Genomic DNA, 18,801 nt, shown 5'->3' with positions numbered 1-18,801 from the left:
GGGATGACGGACGGCGCCGGTCAGCCCTGCGGCAGCGGCGGGCGCGGCGGGACGGGCGGTGGCGGCCCGGGCGGCAGCGGCTGCGCGTCGCGATGGGCCAGGATCTGGCTCACCTCGACCTGGTCGACGAGCGCCTCGTGCACGAGTTCGGCGCTGGGGATGTCGGCGAGCCGCAGCGGCGCATCGATGCCGTTGTTCAGCGTGATGGTGCCCGCGCCCCACATCCGCTGCAGCGGGGCGCGGTGCACCTTGAGCGTGTAGCCGCGCACATGGGCGAGCTCGCGGCGCTTGACCGAGAGGACCCCGCGACGCTCCATCACCCTGCGCGTCGTGATCGTGTAGACGTGCGCCGCCCATGCGAGGTACGGGAGCACGACGAGCAGGAGCACGACGACGGCCGCCGCGGTCAGCAGCATCCAATTCTCGAAAGGCGCGGGGAGGTTGCCGTAGAAGTAGCCGCAGACGCCGGCGACGGCGATGAGGACGAGGGCCGACCAGCCCAGCCGCCGGGCATGGGGGCGGAAGCGGGCGACGAGCAGCTCCGGCGTGGGAGCGCCGGGTGCCGGGGTGAGCGGCCTGCCCCCGTAGCTCGTCGGCTGCGTCATGTCCCCATTGTGCGGGCCACGGCCGACACAGCGGGGCGCACCCGCCGTTTTGCGTCATGCTCCTCGCGGTCGGCGCCGGCCGGTCGGGGGCGCGCTCGCCTCAGCGAGCCGGATCGGCCGGCCGCGTGCGCACGTGCACCACGTCGCCGGCCGACACGATGCTCTCGTATTCGTCGTCCTGCACGATGACCAGGCGGCCGTCCGGGTCGATCCGGCCGGCGCGCCCCCACAGCGTGTTGCCGTCGGGGAGGGCCACGGCGACGTCGCGGCCCAGGGTGCCGCACAGCGCCTCGGTCTCGGCGAGCACGCCGGCGGCGGCGGCATCCCCGCCCGCCTCCCGCAGTGCGCTCAGCTGCTCGTCGAGGGCGGTGAGGTAGTCGGCGAGCAGGCGATCCTCGTCGCAGGTCAGGCCCACCGCGGCGAAGGACGTCGCCGTCTCGACCGGCAGGTCGGCGGGCGACATGCGCGTGTTCACTCCCGACCCGATGACGACGGTGTCGGGATGCCCCGGCACGACCTCCGCGAGGATCCCGCACACCTTCGCGCCATCGAGGAGGACGTCATTCGGCCACTTCAGCGTCGCGGAATGACCCGACCCCCGGACCTGTGCCGCGATCGCCCGGGTCATCGCAGCACCGGCGATGAGCGGGATCCATCCCCGCGCCTCGGGCGGGAGCCCGCTCGCGTCGAGCACGACGGAGACGGCGAGCGCCGAGCCCGGCGGTGTCACCCACGTCCGGTCGAGGCGCCCGCGCCCCGCCCGCTGGTCGGTGGTGAGCAGCAGCGACAGGTGGGGCCACTCGTGCGGCGCGTCCACGACGTGCCGCACGACGTCCGCGTTGGTCGAGTCGGTGCTCTCCGCCACCTGCACACGGGGGCTCACGGCGGCGCTCAGGGGGAAGCCTTCGGGCGATCCAGACATGAGCCTCACGGTACGCCCCCGCGCAGCATCCGCGCCCCTCCGGCATCGCCCAGGACGCACAGCGGATGCCACGACCCCTTGTGCGAACCCTCCAACAGATCGCGAGAACCCGCCGATAGGGTGGAATCCGTGACCGAGCAGCCCGACCTCTCGACGACCGCCGGCAAGATCGCCGACCTCCGTGCACGCTTCCAGGAGGCCGTCCTCGATCCGGAGGAGGTCGCCAAGGAGAAGCAGCACGCGAAGGGCAAGGGCACCGCGCGCGAGCGCATCGACATGCTGCTCGACACCGGCAGCTTCGTCGAGCTGGACGAGTACGTGCGCCACCGCACCACCGCCTTCGGCATGGACCGCTCGCGCCCCTACGGCGACTCGGTCGTCACCGGCGTCGGCACCATCCACGGCCGCACGGTCGCCGTGTACTCGCAGGACTTCTCGACGTTCGGCGGGTCGCTCGGCGAGGTCGCCGGCGAGAAGATCATCAAGGTCATGGAGTTCGCGCTGCGCAGCGGCATCCCGATCGTCGGAATCCTCGACTCCGGTGGCGCGCGCATCCAGGAAGGCGTGGTCGCCCTCGGCAAGTACGGCGAGATCTTCCGCCTCAACACCCGGGCGTCCGGCGTCATCCCGCAGATCTCGATCATCATGGGACCCGCCGCGGGCGGCGCGGTCTACTCCCCCGCGCTCACCGACTTCGTCGTGATGGTCGACAAGACGAGCCAGATGTTCGTGACCGGCCCCGACGTCATCAAGACCGTGACCGGCGAGGACGTCGGCATGGAGGAGCTCGGCGGCGCGCACACGCACAACACCCGCTCGGGCGTCGCCCACTATCTGGCCGAAGACGAAGACGACGCGATCGACTACGTGCGCTCGATGCTCGGCTTCCTCCCCGACAACAACATGGCCGAGCTGCCGGTCTACGAGTCGGGCTTCGAGTTCGAGACGACGGATGCCGACCGCGCGCTGAACGCGGTCATCCCCGACTCGCCCAACCAGCCGTACGACATCCACCAGGTGATCCGCGGGATCGTCGATGCGGAGGACTTCCTCGAGGTGCAGCCACTCTTCGCGCCGAACATCGTGATCGGCTTCGGTCGCATCGAGGGCCGCTCGGTGGGCATCATCGCAAACCAGCCGTCGCAGATGGCGGGCACGCTCAACATCGAGGCCGGCGAGAAGGCCAGCCGCTTCGTGCGGTTCTGCGATGCGTTCTCGATCCCGATCGTCACGCTCGTCGACGTTCCCGGCTACCTCCCCGGCACCGACCAGGAGTGGACCGGCGTCATCCGCCGCGGTGCGAAGCTGCTGTACGCCTACGCCGAGGCCACGGTGCCGCTGGTGACGGTGATCCTCCGCAAGGCCTACGGCGGCGCGTACATCGTCATGGGCTCGAAGCAGCTGGGCGCCGACGTCAACCTTGCGTGGCCGACCGCCGAGATCGCCGTCATGGGCGGGCAGGGCGCCGTCAACATCCTGTATCGCGGCGAGATCAAGCGCGCCGAAGAGGCGGGCGAAGACGTGGCGGCCGTGCGCACGCGCCTCGCGAACGAGTACACCTACAACGTCGCCTCGCCGTTCCTGGCGGCCGAACGCGGCGAGCTCGACGGCATCATCGAGCCCGCGGCGACGCGCGTCTCGATCGCCAAGGCGCTGCGTGCCCTGCGCGGCAAGCGCGCCAGCCTCCCGCCCAAGAAGCACGGGAACATCCCGCTGTGAGCGAGGCGGGCGGGGGGACGGATGCTGCGGCGCAGAGCGTCAGGATCGACGTGCTCCGCGGGGCGCCGACGGAGGAGGAGCTCGCGGCGCTCATCGCCGTCGTGAGCGAGGCGTACACCGGCGAGGCGGCCGAGGCCGTCGCGGCCGACGACGCACGCCGGAGCGCGTGGTCGCTGTCGCAGCGGGCCCTCCGTCAGCCGCTCGATCGCGACCTCGGGTGGGGCCGATTCGGCTCAGCCGGCTGAGCCGCCTGAGCCGCAGAGGTCGGACAACCGAATCCGGTTGTCCCCCGAAATACCTACAGACACGTCGTTCCGGGCACGGCGATACTGGATTCGCTGGAACGCTTTTGCGTTCGGTCGATCCGATCCGCTGTGCGGGTGCCCTGGATCCGACCACGCGGACGGTTTTCGGGTAACCGTCCGCCAGGCGAGGGGCGGGCGGCTTCGCCGCCCCTCGCCTCCTTCTATCCCGTTCCCCGCCTGGTCTCCCCTCCCCTTTCCGGGCGGGGAGCGATAACGCCCGCCGTACGGGTCTCAGACCCGACCCGCGACCTCAGACGCGACCCGGGTGCGGGATCTCACGCCACAGGTCGACGGAGTCCTCGTCGCTCGGCGCACCCACCGACGGCGACCGCCCCACCACGGTGACCGCGACGTGCTCGTCGGGCGAGGTGCGGATGTACAGCCGTTCGGAGCTAGCCGCGCGCAGCGCTTCCGCAAGCTGTGCCCGGATGACGGCGAGCGTCGCGTCGTCGACGTCGTCGAGCCCGCCCTCGTCGAGTACCGTGACGTTGGCGCCGCGGCGCCGGGCGCGCTCGAGCTCGGCGCGCACCTCATCGTCGAGCAGGCGCGGGCCGCGCATCTCGTCGCGCAGGCGCCCCTCGGCGATGCGAGCCTCCAGGCGGTCGGAGTCGCTGAGCACGCCGTTGCGGGCAACCGTGCGGGTGAGCACGGGCCCGGCGACGGCGAGGGCCTTCTGCACCTGCACGCGCCGCTCCCGCTGGCGCACGACCTGCGACGTCTGCCATCCGGTGGCCGCACGCTGCAGCCGGGTGAGCCGCGAGGTGTCCCGCGCCGCCCGGTCCATCGAGAACACCAGCAGCTGGGCACAGGTCACCCACACGATGGAACCCACGAGGCCGAGCGCGAGTGCGTTGAGCGGGCCCATCCAGACCGACGACGCGATGGCCAGCATGACGATCCCGGCCCACGCGGTCCAGGGGCGACGGCGCACCATGACGACCGTCATCAGCGCGCCGATCCCGCCCAGGTACCACGTTGCGAAGGGCGCGGTCCGCGACGCCTCCCCCACACCCAGCGAGATCGCGCTCGGTACGATCACGGCGCAGGCGAGCGCCAGGATCTGCGCCGCGACGGGCAGGGGAACCGGGCCGCGGAAGCCGTCGGTGGCCGACGGGGCGGCGTCGTCGGGGTGCGCGGGAGCGGGCACGTCCGCCAGGACCGGGTGGGGTGCCGAGCGCACCGACGCCGGCTCCCAGAAGATGCAGAGCCAGGTCGTGGCCAGATACAGGCCGAGGGTCGTGACGACCACGAGCGGCTGCGGCACGGGGGCCGTCCACCACAGGCCCCGGGCGGCGAGATAGGCGCTGAACGCGACGGCGAGCACGATCAGGACGTTCTTGACGCTGATCATCCGACGGGCTCCTGCCAGGTGAGGCGCACGACGGTGCCGTGCGATCCGGTCTCGAGGTCGGACTGACCGCCGACGGCGGCCACACGGGCGATGATCGATGCCCGGATCCCCAGGCGGTCGTCGGGGACGGCATCCAGGTCGAAGCCCTCCCCGGCATCGTGCACCTCGACGCGTACGCGCCCGCCGGTCGCCGTCACGGCCACGCCGAGGCCCGCCCCGCCGGCATGCTGCACGGCGTTGGCCACGGCCTGCGTCGCGGCGAGCGTCAGTGCCCGGGCGACGCGTCCGGGAATGGGCGCCGCCGCCGGCTCGATCTCCCGCTGCACGTCGATCTCGACACCCAGCTCGCTCGCGGCCTCGCCGATCTCGGCGGCGAGGACGGAGGCATCCCACGGCTCGTCGGTTCCCTCGTGGTCGTCCTGTTCCGTGTTGGCCAGGCGGGTGAGCGCCTCGCGGGCCATCGTCGCCGCCAGGGTGCGCTCGCGGGGAGTGCTCGCCCGCTCGGCCGCGATGAGCGCGGCCAGCACGCTGTCGTGCATGAGCGCCGCCACGGCCACGCGCTCCTGCTCCGCCGCATCCGCGGCCGCCGCCTGCGCGTACGACGCCACCGCGCGGGCGCGGGTCTCGTCGACGTTGACGGCCATCGAGCGGAAGAGCCAGCCGAGGGTCAGGATGACGCCGCCCAGGATGAGCGCGAACGACACGTCGAGGCCGACGGCGAACCAGTACTCCTGCGCGAAACCCACCTGGAGCAGTCGCACGACCCCGAAGAGGACGGGGGCGAGGATCGTCCAGCCGATCTGCAGCGGAAAGGGAAAGGCCAGGACGGCCGCCAGGGTCGCAAGGTTGAGGAGGTACCAGATCCACGGCTCGTCCTGGGACGGCTCGACGCCTGCGGTGGCGATCGGCCACACGACGAGCGCCAGGACGTAGACCAGCGCGAAGACCCCGGCGGCCACGCGCACCCCGCGCCCGATGACGCACGCCAGGATCATGACCGCGAGGCTCCCGAAGACCGAGATCATCAGCGCCTCGTGCCAGCCGGGAAGCTCGTCGTTCGACCCGAGGGCGGTGAGGAACGCCTGAACCCCGAGCATCAGCGAGCCGAATGCACCGGCGACGAGCGAGATGATGCGCTCGACGCGCGAGCGGGTGAACGAGCCGATGCCCGCCGTCGTCTGCGGCGAGTGCGGGATCTGCCCCCACGCCGCATCGAGCACGCCGGTCTGCGCGTCACTGGCCACGCGCGATGTCTCTCGGGTCGGCCGAAGGCTCCACCAGGATGCCGTCCTCGACGGCCCGGTGGAGCAGATCGATCTTGGTCGGAGCAGGTCTTCCGACCTCGACGTATTTGACGCGGATGCGCGTGATGTTCTCCTTCGCTGTGGAGTATGCGACCCCGAGACGGTCGGCGACGACCTTTAGCGGCAGGCCGGCGGCGTAGAGCCGCAGCACGTCCCGCTCGCGCGCCGACAGCTGGGCATCGGCGAACGCCCGGTCGCCCTCGACCGCGCTCGCCCACTCGACGTTGTTGAGCGGCTCGCCCCGCGCCACCGTGCGCACGGCGGCGATCACGTCGCCGATCGGCGAGGACTTGCTCACCACCCCCGCGGCGCCGGCGGCGAGCGCCTCGCGCACGGCCGCAGGGCGGTCGGCGACGCTGTGGATGATGACGCTCGAGCCGTCGAGCACGAGCCGTCGCACGTTCTCGGTGACGGTGGTGCCGTCGCCGAGCGTGAGGTCGAGCACGACGACGTCCGCCGGCGGCTGCCGCGAGAAGGCCCGCCAGTCGACGTACTCGGTCACCGTGCTGCCCGAGAAGGCGACCGTCATGGACTCGGCGCGGGCGCACGCCGCCTCGAGCCCGAGTCGCACCGACTCATGATCGTCGATGAGGGCGACGCGCGTCATGCGGCCAGCCTATCCACGTGGCTCACGGGCGCGTGAGCACCGCGACGGCTTCGACGTGATGTGAATTCGGGAAGACGTCGAGTGCGTCGATGCGCCCCACCTCGTACCCGCCCGAGCGGAACGTCGCGATGTCGCGGGCGAGCGCGACGGGGTCGCACGCGACGTAGACCACGGTCGCCGGCGAGAGGGCCGTGATGTGCTCCACGACCTCACGTCCGGCTCCCGAGCGGGGCGGGTCGAGGAGGACGACGCCCCGCGACAGCCGCTCCTTCTCGGTGACGGATGCCTCGGCCGCGAGCCGCGCCAGCCACCGGTCGACGCGCCCGGTCTCGGCCCGTGCCCCCACCCACTCGGCGAGGTTCTCGCCGGCATGCTCGGTCGCCCGCGGATCGGATTCGACGCTGGTGACGCGGGTCGCGGGGCCGCCGAGCTCCCCGAGGGTCGCGGCGAAGAGCCCCACGCCGCCGTAGAGGTCCAGGTGCCAGGCGTCGGTGTCGACGATCGGAGCGTCGCCGGTCGCGCCACGGAGCGCCGCCGCCACCGTGGCCGTCAGGGTGTGCGCGGCGAGGCGATGCACCTGCCAGAACCCGCCTGCATCCACCCGGAAGTCGCGGCCGTCGACCCGTTCGACGACGACCTCGCGGCCCGGTGCCGCGCCCGTGTTCTTGCCGGGGCCCCGTCCGGGCGCCCGGCGGGCGCGGCCACCGCGGGCGGCCGCGGGTCGCGATGCGTGGGGGCGCGGCAGCACCCGCACGCGCCCGTCCGCCGGCTGCACGAGATCGATGCGCCCCTGCTCTCCCCCGCGCAGCTCGAGCGCGGCGCGCTCGACGGCCGCGGTGGCGAGCGGCAGATCCTCGAGCGGGATCACGCGATGGCTCCGCGCCGCGTACTGACCGACGCGTCCGTCGGCGTCGACATGCAGGCTCACACGGGTGCGCCACCCGGTCCCGTCGACCGTCTCGCCGTCGGCCTCCTGCTCATCGGGCGCGCGGTCGGCGTCCAGCGGCGCGGACGCTCCGCGCATCGTGGCCGTCGGCACGGCGATCCCGCCGAAGCGGTGGAGCGCGTCGAGGAGCACCTCGAGCTTGAGCCGGCGCTGGTGGTCGAGTGAGATGTGGCCGAAGTCGGCGCCGCCCGGGCGCTGGTCGGGAGGCACGTCGACGTCTGCCTGCCGCCACACGTGCAGCTGCCGGTGCGGCGACGCCTCGAGAACCTCGAGCGTCTCGGCGCGCCAGAACGACTTCTTCGCGGTGTCGGTGAGCCGCGCCCGCACCCGCTCGCCGGGGATCGTGTCGGCGACGAAGACCACGCGACCCTCGTGGCGGGCGACGAAGACGCCGCCGTGGGCGACGCCCGTGATGTCGAGGTCGAGGATGTCGCCGGTTCCGCTCACCCGTCGAGCCTACGTCCCCTTCCGTCGGGGATTCAGTCCGCGCAGCGGGCCCGTCGCGCCAGCGGCGCGCAAACCCGCGCCTCGGCCAGCCGGGAGCGCACACCTGGACTGAATCCTGAACGCGCAGGCGCTGCCGCGTACGGTGGACCCATGCGCGTCTGCCTGGCCTCCACCTCACCCGCGCGGCTGATGCTGCTCGGCCAGTTCGGCATCCGCCCCCTCACCGTGGCGCCCGACGTCGACGAAGAGGCGGTGATCGCCGCGGTCGAGGCCGCCGAGCGACGCACCCTCGCACCCGACGAGCACGTCCTGCTGCTCGCGCGCCGCAAGGCAGCCGACGTCGCGGCGCGCCTCCGCGACGACATCCCCGACTTCGACGGCCTCGTCATCGGGGGCGACTCGATGTTCGAGATCGGCGGCGAGGTGCTGGGCAAGCCCTACACGGCCGAGAACGCCGCCGCACGGTGGCGGGCGATGCGCGGGCGCACCGGCGTGCTGCACTCGGGCCACGCCGTGGTCCGCATCGTGCCCGGCGAGCAGTCCCGCGAGGTGCACGCGACGGCCGCAGCATCCGTCTCTTTCGTCGAAGACGTGACGGATGCCGAGATCGAGGCGTACGTCGCCACCGGTGAGCCGCTGCAGGTCGCGGGCGCCTTCACCGTCGACAGCCTCGGCGGGGCCTTCATCGAGCGGGTGGACGGCGATCCCTCCACGGTCGTGGGCATGTCGGTGTCGACGCTGCGACGCCTCGCACGCGAAGTCGGAGTGGAATGGACCACGCTGTGGAACACGACGGACCCCTCGCTCGGGCCCGTGGAGATCGGCGAGCAGTCGGCGTAGATGACGCACCCACGGGTGGCGGTTTCCATTGTGTGAGGAAGCCCACGTTCTTGGTCGGTTCTTGTACGAACCGCTCAAAAGCCCTCGGGAAGCCGTGAGTAGGCTGGCACTCATGCCTCGTATCGCCAAGGTTCTCGTTGCCAACCGCGGCGAGATCGCCGTCCGCGTCATCCGCGCCGCCCGCGACGCCGGGAAGGCGTCGGTCGCCGTCTACGCCGAACAGGACCGCGACGCCATGCACGCCCGGCTGGCCGATGAGGCGTACGCACTGGACGGTTCCACGAGTGCGGAGACCTACCTGTCGATCGAGAAGATCCTCTCGGTCGCCCGCCGCTCCGGTGCCGATGCGGTGCACCCGGGCTACGGCTTCCTCGCCGAGAACGCCGACTTCGCCCGCGCCGTGATCGCCGCGGGCCTGGTCTGGATCGGCCCGTCGCCCGAGGCCATCGAGGCGCTCGGCGACAAGGTCACCGCCCGCGCCGTGGCCGAGAAGGTGGGCGCACCGCTCGCGCCCGGCACGCCCGGTCCTGTGGCCGGCGCCGACGAGGTCGTCGCCTTCGCCGAGGAGGTGGGCCTTCCGATCGCGATCAAGGCCGCGTACGGCGGCGGCGGACGAGGCCTCAAGGTCGCGCGCACGATCGACGAGATCCCCGAGCTCTTCGAGTCGGCGACGCGTGAGGCCATCACCGCGTTCGGCCGCGGCGAGTGCTTCGTCGAGAAGTACCTCGACAAGCCGCGCCACGTCGAGACGCAGTGCCTGGCGGATGCTGCGGGCAACGTCGTCGTCATCTCGACGCGCGACTGCTCGCTGCAGCGCCGCCACCAGAAGCTCGTCGAAGAGGCGCCCGCGCCGTTCCTCACCGACGAGCAGAACAAGACGCTCTACGACGCGTCGAAGGCCATCCTCAAGGAGGTCGGCTACCTCGGCGCCGGCACCTGCGAGTTCCTCATCGGCGCTGACGGCACGATCTCGTTCCTCGAGGTGAACACCCGCCTGCAGGTCGAGCACCCGGTGTCGGAGCAGATCACCGGCATCGACCTCGTGCGCGAGCAGTTCCGTCTGGCCGAGGGCGAGGATCTCGGCTACGACGACCCGGTCGCCGACGGCCACTCGATCGAGTTCCGCATCAACGGCGAAGACCCCGGTCGCGGGTTCCTCCCTCAGCCCGGTCCCATCCACGTCTTCAAGACGTTCGGCGGCCCGGGCATCCGCCTGGACTCCGGCGTCACCGCCGGCGACAGCGTGTCGGGCGCCTTCGACTCCCTGCTCGCCAAGATCATCGTCACCGGCCGCGACCGCGCCGAGGCCCTCGAGCGCTCGCGTCGCGCGCTGGACGAGTTCGCGGTGTCAGGCCTTCCCACGGTGCTCCCCTTCCACCGCGCCGTCGTGCGCGACCCCGCGTTCACGGCGGAGGACGGCCGCTTCGGGGTGTACACGCGGTGGATCGAGACCGAGTTCGTGAACGACATCGCCCCGTGGGACGGCGAACTGAGCGACGCGACCCCGTCCGAGGCGCGGCACACCGTAGTCGTCGAAGTGGCGGGCAAGCGCCTCGAGGTGAGCCTTCCCGACCGGGTCGTGGCGCCCGTCGGCGTCGCAGGCCGCCCCGCCGCCGTGCCGCCGTCGCGCCGCTCGCACGCCCCGAGCGTCGTCGCCGGCGCCTCGGGGGATGCCGTGAAGTCGCCGATGCAGGCGACCGTCGTGAAGGTCGCCGTCGAGGAGGGCCAGCAGGTCGTCAAGGGCGAGCTGGTCGTCGTGCTCGAGGCGATGAAGATGGAGCAGCCCATCCAGGCCCACAAGGACGGCGTCATCGGCACCATCGACGCCGAGCCCGGCACCACCGTGTCGGCCGGCCACCAGCTGCTGACGATCTCTTGACGCGGCGCGGATCAATGCGAGGCACGAGCGTTGATGCGTGCCGGGTCAAGGTCGAGTAGCGAGGAACGAGCGTATCGAGACCCGATCGATGACGGATGCTGCGGCTCGCAGCATCCGCTCGCATCACATGATCTCGCCGAACGCACACGCCCCGCGCGCACCCGACGTGCGATCTCGGTGAGAGCCGCGAACGGGGTCGTCAGCCGCCGTAGACGTTGTGGTCGACGACGTGCATCGCGCGTGCGGCGTCGGTGATGCTCCCCGACAGCGAGGGGTACACCGCGAACACTCGTGACACCTGGTCGACGGTGAGACGACGCTCGACCGCGATGGCGATCGGGTAGATGAGCTCCGAGGCGCGGGGGGCGACGATGACCCCGCCGATCACGGTGCCGCTCCCCTCTCGGGCGATGAGCTTGACGAAGCCGTCCTTGATGCCCATCATCTTCGCGCGCGGATTGGCCGCCAGCGGGAGCTTGTGCACGACGCCCTGGATGTGACCGTCGGCGATGTCGTTCTCCTGCCAGCCGATCGTCGCGATCTCGGGCGCGGTGAAGATGTTCGACGTGATGCGGCGGCGCTCCAGCGGGATCACGATGTCGCCGAGCGCATGGAAGATGGCCGTGCGTCCCTGCATCGAGGCGACCGACGCGAGCGGCACGAACGTGGTGCAGTCGCCCGCGGCGTAGATGTTGGGAACCGACGTGCGCGCTACCCGATTGACCTGGATGTGGCCGGACTCCGTCATCTGGATGCCGGCCTGCTCGAGGCCGATGCCGGCGGTGTTGGGGATCGAGCCGACCGCGACGAGGCAGTGGCTGCCCTCGATGGTCCGGGTATCCGACAGGGTCACGACCACGCCGTCGCCGGTGTTCTCGACCTTGGCGGCGCGCGACTTCGACAGCAGGTTCATTCCGCCGCGCTTGAACACGCGCTCGAGCACGGCCGCCGCATCCTTGTCCTCACCGGGCAGCACCTGGTCGCGGCTGGAGACGAGCGTCACCTTCGCGCCGAGATTCATGTAGGCACCCGCGAACTCCGCGCCGGTGACGCCGGACCCCACCACGATCAGGTGCTCGGGCAGCGCCTGCATGTTGTACAGCTGAGTCCACGTGAGGATGCGCACGCCGTCGGGCCGGGCGGTGGGCAGCTCGCGCGGCGACGAGCCGGTGGAGACGACGAGCGTGTCGGCCTCGATGCGGTCGAAATCGGTGCCGCCCGGGCCGGTCGAGACGACCACGGCGTTGCCGCCCTCGAGGCGGCCGTGACCCGAGACGATGCGCACGCCCGCCTCGGCGAGCGAGGCGCGCATGTCGTCCGACTGCTGCCGGGCGAGGGTGAGGAGGCGCTTGTTGACCGCGGTGAGGTTGATGGCGATCTCGGGCTTGAGGGGCTTGCCGTCCTTGCTCTTGGCGAAGAGCTGCACGCCCAGGTCGCCGGCGCCGGCGATGGCGACGGCCGCGTCGGCGGTGGCGATCAGGGACTTCGACGGAACCACGTCGGTGATCACGGCCGAGCCGCCGATCCCGGCACGCTCGACCACCGTCACCTCCGCCCCGAGCTGGGCGGCGGCCAGCGCCGCTTCGTAGCCTCCGGGTCCGCCGCCGAGGACGGCGACGCTCTGGGTGGTCTCGAAGCTGATCGACATGGATTCCATTCTCCCCTGCCGCCGCGGCCCACGATGACATCCGCCCGACACGCGGGACGCGCGACAGCGGCCCATCGCTGGCTCTGCCGCCCGCACGTTCCTAGAGTGGGGGCATGTCAGATACCGGCAATCCTCTCGACGACCCCGCGGCCGACCCTTTCGAGGTCGCCGCCGCCGCCGCCGGGGACATCGCCCGCATCACGGGCGTCGAGCGCCATGACATCGCGCTCACGCTCGGCAGCGGCTGGGCGAAGGCCGCGGAGCTCCTGGGCGAGACGACCTCGACGTTCCCCGCCACGGAGGTGACGGGGTTCAGCGCTCCGGCTCTCACCGGTCACGCCGGCACCCTGCGCAGCGTCGTCACCCCCAAGGGGCGCCGCGTCCTGGTGATCGGTGCGCGCACCCACTACTACGAGGGCCACGGGGTGCGCCGGGTGGTGCACAGCGTGCGGACGGCGGCCGCGGCCGGCGCCCGCACGATGGTGCTGACCAACGGCGCCGGCGGCATCAAGCAGACCTGGCACGCGGGGCGCCCGGTGCTGATCAGCGACCACATCAACCTCACGGGCGCCACGCCCCTCGAGGGAGCGACGTTCATCGATCTCACCGACCTGTACTCGCGGCGGCTGCGCAACCTGGCGCGGACCATCGACGCGAGCCTCGACGAGGGCGTGTACACGCAGTTCCGCGGTCCCCAGTACGAGACGCCGGCCGAGGTGCAGATGGTCAAGTCGTTCGGCGGGCACATCGTCGGCATGTCCACCGCGCTCGAGGCGATCGCCGCCCGGCAGGCGGGCATGGAGATCCTGGGCTTCTCGCTCATCACGAACATGGCGGCGGGCATCCAGAAGCACCCGCTCAGCCACGAGGAGGTGCTCGAGGCCGGCCGCAACGCCGAGCCGGTCATCTCGTCGCTCCTCGCCCGCGTGATCGGCGCGCTGTGAGCGGCCCCGAGGTGCCGGCGGCCGAACCGGACCGCCAGGAGCCGGCCCCCGACGCGGTGCCGACCGGGGCGGACAGCACGGCCGACGTGCTCGCGCGCGCCCACGCGTGGCTCGCCCAGGACCCCGACGGCGACACCCGCGCCGAGCTGCGTGCGTTGATCGAGGCCGCCGAGACAGGCGATGCCGCCGCGACGGACGATCTGACGGACCGCTTCTCGACGCGCCTCGCCTTCGGCACGGCGGGTCTGCGCGGGGCGCTCGGCGCCGGCAGCAACCGCATGAACCGCGTGCTCGTCGCCCAGGCGGCGGCGGGTCTCGCCGCCTACGTGCGCGAGAAGGCGGGTCTGCCGCCGGTCGGCGTCGAGGCCGTTCACGCCCGCGTGCCGGCCGATTCGACGGAGCAGGGCGACCCCGGCGACCCCGGCGCCGCCGACGTCGCCCCCGCGCCCGATCCGGAAGCAGCCGTGGCGGGCGCCGCCGACGCCTCGCCCGCATCCGATTCGGAGGCGGCCGCGGGAGACGCCGAGACGCAGACGGAGACGGATGCTGCGCCTCAGACGTCCCCCGCGGCAGCCACGGATGCCGCAGCCCACGCCACCGACGCCGCCCACGCCACCGACGCCGCGCCGCGCCGCGAGCCCTCCGCACCGGAACTGACGGAGGCGCCGTCGGCGGACGCCCTCGAGGCCGAGGGGCCGGAGGTGCCCGGCATCCTCGACGACGCGCCCATCGTGGTGATCGGCTATGACGGTCGCCGCAACTCCGACGTCTTCGCCCGCGACTCGGCGGAGATCTTCGCCGGGGCGGGCCTGCGCGCGATCCTCATGCCGCGCCTCCTTCCCACCCCGGTGCTCGCCTACGCGGTGCGGCACTTCGGCGCGGCGGCCGGCGTCATGGTGACGGCGAGCCACAATCCGCCCGACGACAACGGCTACAAGGTCTACCTGGGTGGCGACGACGACGGCTCGCAGATCGTCTCCCCCGCCGACGCCGAGATCGCCGCCCACATCGAGCGCGTGGCGGAGGCCGGCGACATCAGCACCATCCCGCGCTCGCTGGGCTTCGAGTTCGCCACCGAGGCTGTCGTCGACGACTACGTCGCCGCGACGGCCGCCGTGGCACCCGCACCCGCGTCGGCCGAGGGCCTCACGTGGGTGTACACCGCGATGCACGGGGTCGGGTGGGAGACGTTCTCGCGCATCCTCCACAGCGCCGGCTATCCCGCGCCGGTGCCGGTGACGGCACAGCTCGAGCCCGACGGCAGCTTCCCGACGGTGGCCTTCCCGAACCCGGAGGAGCCGGGTGCGATGGACCTCGCCTTCCAGACGGCGCGCGAGGCGGGAGCCGATCTCGTGATCGCGAACGACCCTGACGCCGATCGCCTCGCGGTGGCGATTCCGGACGAGTCCGCCGACGGCGGCTGGCGCCGGCTCACCGGCAACGAGATCGGCCTGCTGCTGGGCTGGCGGGCCGCCCGGATCGCGACGGCCGACGGGCCGGTGCCGGGCGCCTCCCTCGCCTGCTCGCTCGTCTCGTCGCCGGGTCTTCAGACCGTCGCCGAGCACTACGGTCTGGACTTCCACGCGACGCTCACGGGCTTCAAGTGGATCTCGCGCGCCCCCGGCATGGTGTTCGGGTTCGAGGAGGCCCTCGGCTACCTCGTGAACCCGCAGACCGTCCGCGACAAGGACGGCATCTCGGCGGCCGTCGCCATGCTCGGCATGGTGACCGAGGCGCGCGGCCGGGGCGCCACGCTCGCCGACCTGCTCATCGAGTTCGAGGAGCAGTTCGGTGCCTTCGCAAGCGACCAGGTGTCGGTGCGCGTCGACGACCTCTCGCAGATCACGCGCATCATGGCGGCGCTGCGCGAACGCCACCCGGAGACCGTCGGCGCAGTGGCGGTGGACCGCGTGGACGACCTTCTGGAAGGCGTCGACGACCTGCCGCCGGGCGATGTGCTGCGTCTGTGGCTCGCGGACGGGTCACGCGTGGTCGTGCGTCCGAGCGGCACCGAGCCGAAGCTCAAGCTCTACCTGGACGTGCGCGGCGAGACCCGCCACGACGCCGCGGGGCGCATCTCCGCCCTGACCGACGGCGCCCGCGCCCTGCTCGCCGAGTACGGCGGCTGACCCCGCGCATGCTGCTCACCCTGCCCGTCGCACTCGAGAACGCGCACGTCAGGCTCGAACCTCTCGCCGCCGAGCACGAGGCCGATCTCGCCGCTGCCGCTGTCGGCCTGGAGCATGCGTGGTACACCTCGATGCCGCGCCCCGACGACATGGCCGCCGACATCGACCAGCGTCTCAGGTGGCGCGACGAGGGCCACATGAATCCGTGGGCGGTGCGCCGGCTGGATACCGGCCGGGTGGTCGGCACGACGACCTTCTGCAACATCGACCAGCCCAACCGGCACGTCGAGATCGGTCACACCTGGATCGGCCCGGAGGCGCAGCGCACCGCCGTGAACACCGCGTCCAAGCTGCTCCTGCTCACCCACGCGTTCGAGTCGTGCGACGCGATCGCCGTCGAGTTCCGCACCCACTGGCACAACCGCCAGTCCCGGGCCGCGATCGCACGCCTCGGCGCGAAGCAGGACGGCGTGCTGCGCAACCATCGCCTCGGACCCGACGGCTCGCTGCGCGACACCGTCGTGTTCTCGATCCTCCCCCACGAGTGGCCGGCCGTCCGCCTCGACCTCTCGGAACGTCTCGCCCGGGGCTGACCCGGGCCGTCCGCCTCGACCTCACCCAGCGTCTCGCCCGCGGCTGACCCGGGCCTGCGGCATCCGTTCCCTCTCGCCGCATTCATCGCACGCCGCTCGCGGCACGACGCTCGCGAAGAAGGTGACACGCGTGGTCGGGTGATCTCCGGCGAGGCGACCACAGCGGTCACCTCGACGCCGCGGCCCCGCGCCAAAGTGGCATCACGCGCCGCCTCGGCCCGGCCCCTGCGGCACCTGCTGCCACTTCCACTGCGCGGACAAGGCGGGAGGGATGCCGCGGCTTGCCGCTCGCGAAGAAGGTGACACCCGTGGTCGGGTGATCTCCGGCGAGGCGACCACAACTGCCACCTCCACGGCGCGGCCCATCGCGAAAGCGGCATTACGCGCCGCCTCGGCCCCGCCCCGCGGCACCTCCCGCCACCTCCACGGCCCGGCCCCGCGCCAAAGTGGCAGCACGCGCCGCCTCGGCCCCGCCCCTGCGGCACCTGATGCCACCTCCACGGCCCGGCCCCGCGCCAAAGTGGCATCACGCACCGCCTCGGCCCCGCCCCCGCGGCACCTCCCGCCACCTCCACGGCGCGGACAAAGCCGGCGGGACGGATGCCTCGGGCTCAGCCGTCGATGACGGCGACGAGCTCGTCGAGGAAGGCGTTGAAGTCGGTGCCGCGACGCACGATGCGCTGCACGCTCTCGCGCTCGCTGAACACCTCGACGAACTGCTCGAACACGGTCTGGAACGCCTCGCGGTCGTTCTCGGAGAACGCCACGAGCGCCACGACCTGAACCCGTCCGTCGCCCCAGGGTATCGAGGGGTCGGCGATGCCGATGGCGATGGCGGTGCGGGATGCCGTCATCTCCAGGGCGTGAGGAACCGAAAGGGCGTCGGTGAACGCGGTGGACGAGAGTCGCTCGCGCTCGATGGTGCGTTCGATGTACTCCGCGTCGATGACCCCGATGTCGAGGAGCAGCGCGCCGAGCTCGCGGATCACGCCCTCTTCGCCGGCGACCGCGGCGTCGTCGAGCCCGCGGACGAAGGCCGACGGCTCGAAGTACCGCTCGAGCTCGGCGCGCAGCCGCGCGAGACGGCGTGACCGCCGGATCCGTCCCGCCGCCGTCTGCACGCGCTCGACGTCGCCGTCGGTGAGGAACGGCTGGATCCGCACGATGCGGTCGCTCGCCGTGGGCGGGTCGATCGTCGTGAGCACGAGGTCGGTGTCGATCGACGACCAGTCGGGGTCGGCCCGCGTCTCGACGCCGACCACCTCGATCGCCTGCCCCAGGGACCGGTCGACGCTCGAGCGCAGCAGTTCGTGCAGGTCGTAGTACCCCGGGCACACGATGGTGGCGGTGAGCAGCTGATCGGCGCGGCGGCTGCGTTCGAGCCTGCCGCCCACGTGCATCGCGATGTAGGCGATCTCGTCGTCGGGCAGCGGGATGCCGAGCCGCTGCTGCAGGCGGCTGGCGATGAACACCGCCACCTCGAAGATCATCGGGTACGTCGACTTCAGCGAGCGCGTGAGCGGATTGCGCGACCACGCCTGCTCGCGGGCGCGGTGCAGCAGGTTCTGCACGTGCAGTGCGAGGCGGGCGACGAAGTCGTCATGCGCGATGTCGACGAGGAACTCGTCGGCAGCGGCGGTCACGACCTCGCGCACGACGGCCTCCACCTCGGGGTCGAGGGTGGACGGCGCGGTCCCGGATGCTGCGCCCTCGTGACCGTCGGGCGCGACCACGCGCGTCAGCACCAGCGTGGCGAGGTGCTGCAGGTCGGCGCTGCCGAGCCGCACCCCGAGGTGGCGGACCGACAGCTCCGCGATGATCCCGGCCACCTGGCTCTGCGTCGGCCGCTCGGCCTCGCCCGCGGGTGGCTCGGCGCTCCCGTCGAGCGGCCGGTCGCGCGCCGTGCGGTCGGCGGCGATCGCGATGTGCATCACGACGTCGGCGATGCCGAACTCGTTGACGAACCACCCGAGCTCGCCGAGACGGGCCACCAGCTCGGTCTTGAACGGCCCGAACGCCTGGGCGCCCACGGACCCCTCCCCGAGCGTCCGCCGCAGGGCGGCGAGGTCGAAGGATCCGGCATCCATCTCGTCGTGCGCCAGCCGGCTGAGAAGCCTGCGCTGCGCGCCCTCGGTGCCGCGCAGCCGGGCGCGCGAGGCCGACCGTTCCAGCGTCAGCTCGGTGCCGCCGAGCAGTCCGCGCACGCGGGCCAGATCGGCGTCGAGCGTCGCGGGCGAGACGTGAAGGGCGTCGGCGGTCTCGAAGACGTCGACCCCGTCGTCCGCGTCGAGCAGCGTGCGCACCAGCGTGTGCAGCCGGTCTCGGGGTGTGCCGCTGTCGCCACCGGCGCGCAGCGCGGCCGCGGCGTCGGCGCCGGCACGATAGCCCTGGGGCCCCGACTCCACGGCCACCCCGGGCACCACCCGGGCGTTCGCCGCCGTGACGTACGAGCGAATGCTCCGGGGCGTCACGCCGAGGGCGTCGGCGAGGGCGGATGCGGTCACCCAGTCGCCGTCGCGCAGGAGCAGTCCGAGCACACGATCCTGCCGGGCCCGGGTCACG

Annotated in this window: 15 protein-coding genes; 7 read left to right on the top strand and 8 right to left on the bottom strand. The window is 72.3% G+C overall.

Going from position 1 to position 18,801, the window contains the following annotated elements; genetic code table 11:
* Positions 1–20: 20 nt before the first annotated feature.
* Together ACN9MP_RS05170 and ACN9MP_RS05165 are read right to left on the bottom strand one after the other, a co-directional pair.
* Entirely contained in the window at positions 21–605 is a 585-nt protein-coding gene (locus tag ACN9MP_RS05170) for a PH domain-containing protein (protein ID WP_426324249.1), read from the bottom strand.
* A gap of 100 nt (positions 606–705) precedes the next feature.
* Complete coding sequence (locus tag ACN9MP_RS05165; RefSeq protein ID WP_426324248.1) at positions 706–1,527, bottom strand: biotin--[acetyl-CoA-carboxylase] ligase; 822 nt, start codon at positions 1,525–1,527, stop codon at positions 706–708.
* A 129-nt stretch (positions 1,528–1,656) separates the two neighbouring features.
* On the opposite strand from ACN9MP_RS05165, the gene ACN9MP_RS05160 reads away from it, so the two are divergent.
* Together ACN9MP_RS05160 and ACN9MP_RS05155 are read left to right on the top strand one after the other, a co-directional pair.
* Positions 1,657–3,246, top strand: a complete 1,590-nt coding sequence (locus tag ACN9MP_RS05160) for an acyl-CoA carboxylase subunit beta (protein ID WP_426324247.1) — start codon at positions 1,657–1,659, stop codon at positions 3,244–3,246.
* Positions 3,243–3,491 (top strand): acyl-CoA carboxylase subunit epsilon, encoded by a 249-nt coding sequence (locus ACN9MP_RS05155; protein ID WP_426324246.1) that lies wholly within the window; start codon positions 3,243–3,245, stop codon positions 3,489–3,491. The genes ACN9MP_RS05160 and ACN9MP_RS05155 overlap by 4 nt, the downstream gene beginning before the upstream one ends.
* A 310-nt stretch (positions 3,492–3,801) precedes the next feature.
* On the opposite strand, the gene ACN9MP_RS05150 is transcribed toward ACN9MP_RS05155, so the two are convergent.
* The 4 genes from ACN9MP_RS05150 to ACN9MP_RS05135 are packed head-to-tail and all read right to left on the bottom strand — an operon-like array spanning position 3,802 to position 8,206.
* The gene (locus ACN9MP_RS05150) at positions 3,802–4,902 is read right to left on the bottom strand and encodes a hypothetical protein (protein ID WP_426324245.1); all 1,101 of its coding nucleotides are present in this window, start codon (positions 4,900–4,902) and stop codon (positions 3,802–3,804) included.
* A complete protein-coding gene (locus ACN9MP_RS05145) occupies positions 4,899–6,146 on the bottom strand; it encodes a sensor histidine kinase (protein WP_426324244.1) in 1,248 nt (415 codons plus the stop codon). The genes ACN9MP_RS05150 and ACN9MP_RS05145 overlap by 4 nt, the downstream gene beginning before the upstream one ends.
* Positions 6,136–6,813 carry a response regulator transcription factor gene (locus tag ACN9MP_RS05140; protein ID WP_426324243.1) on the bottom strand — a complete coding sequence of 226 codons (678 nt, stop codon included), beginning with the start codon at positions 6,811–6,813 and terminating at the stop codon, positions 6,136–6,138. Before ACN9MP_RS05140 ends, ACN9MP_RS05145 begins: the two co-directional genes overlap by 11 nt.
* A 22-nt stretch (positions 6,814–6,835) precedes the next feature.
* Positions 6,836–8,206: a class I SAM-dependent RNA methyltransferase gene (locus ACN9MP_RS05135; RefSeq protein WP_426324242.1), complete on the bottom strand. Its 1,371-nt coding sequence runs from the start codon at positions 8,204–8,206 to the stop codon at positions 6,836–6,838.
* A gap of 150 nt (positions 8,207–8,356) precedes the next feature.
* Between ACN9MP_RS05135 and ACN9MP_RS05130 the strand changes: the two genes are divergently transcribed.
* Positions 8,357–9,046, top strand: a complete 690-nt coding sequence (locus tag ACN9MP_RS05130) for a Maf family protein (protein ID WP_426324241.1) — start codon at positions 8,357–8,359, stop codon at positions 9,044–9,046.
* A 112-nt stretch (positions 9,047–9,158) separates the two neighbouring features.
* The gene (locus tag ACN9MP_RS05125; protein WP_426324240.1) at positions 9,159–10,925 is read left to right on the top strand and encodes an acetyl/propionyl/methylcrotonyl-CoA carboxylase subunit alpha; all 1,767 of its coding nucleotides are present in this window, start codon (positions 9,159–9,161) and stop codon (positions 10,923–10,925) included.
* 199 nt (positions 10,926–11,124) lie between these two features.
* Here ACN9MP_RS05125 and ACN9MP_RS05120 read toward each other — a convergent pair whose 3' ends face one another.
* A complete protein-coding gene (locus tag ACN9MP_RS05120; RefSeq protein ID WP_426324239.1) occupies positions 11,125–12,582 on the bottom strand; it encodes an NAD(P)H-quinone dehydrogenase in 1,458 nt (485 codons plus the stop codon).
* A gap of 104 nt (positions 12,583–12,686) precedes the next feature.
* Between ACN9MP_RS05120 and ACN9MP_RS05115 the strand changes: the two genes are divergently transcribed.
* The 3 genes from ACN9MP_RS05115 to ACN9MP_RS05105 are packed head-to-tail and all read left to right on the top strand — an operon-like array spanning position 12,687 to position 16,239.
* Positions 12,687–13,517: a purine-nucleoside phosphorylase gene (locus ACN9MP_RS05115; RefSeq protein WP_426324238.1), complete on the top strand. Its 831-nt coding sequence runs from the start codon at positions 12,687–12,689 to the stop codon at positions 13,515–13,517.
* Positions 13,514–15,646 carry a phospho-sugar mutase gene (locus ACN9MP_RS05110; RefSeq protein ID WP_426324237.1) on the top strand — a complete coding sequence of 711 codons (2,133 nt, stop codon included), beginning with the start codon at positions 13,514–13,516 and terminating at the stop codon, positions 15,644–15,646. The genes ACN9MP_RS05115 and ACN9MP_RS05110 overlap by 4 nt, the downstream gene beginning before the upstream one ends.
* 8 nt (positions 15,647–15,654) lie before the next feature.
* Positions 15,655–16,239, top strand: a complete 585-nt coding sequence (locus ACN9MP_RS05105) for a GNAT family N-acetyltransferase (protein ID WP_426324236.1) — start codon at positions 15,655–15,657, stop codon at positions 16,237–16,239.
* 611 nt (positions 16,240–16,850) lie between these two features.
* Here ACN9MP_RS05105 and ACN9MP_RS05100 read toward each other — a convergent pair.
* Complete coding sequence (locus ACN9MP_RS05100) at positions 16,851–18,800, bottom strand: BglG family transcription antiterminator (RefSeq protein WP_426324235.1); 1,950 nt, start codon at positions 18,798–18,800, stop codon at positions 16,851–16,853.
* Between the last annotated feature and the right edge of the window lies 1 nt (position 18,801).

This window comes from Microbacterium sp. E-13 (assembly GCF_049912955.1).
Lineage (GTDB): Bacteria > Actinomycetota > Actinomycetes > Actinomycetales > Microbacteriaceae > Microbacterium.
This window is presented reverse-complemented; position numbering and strand designations above follow the sequence as displayed.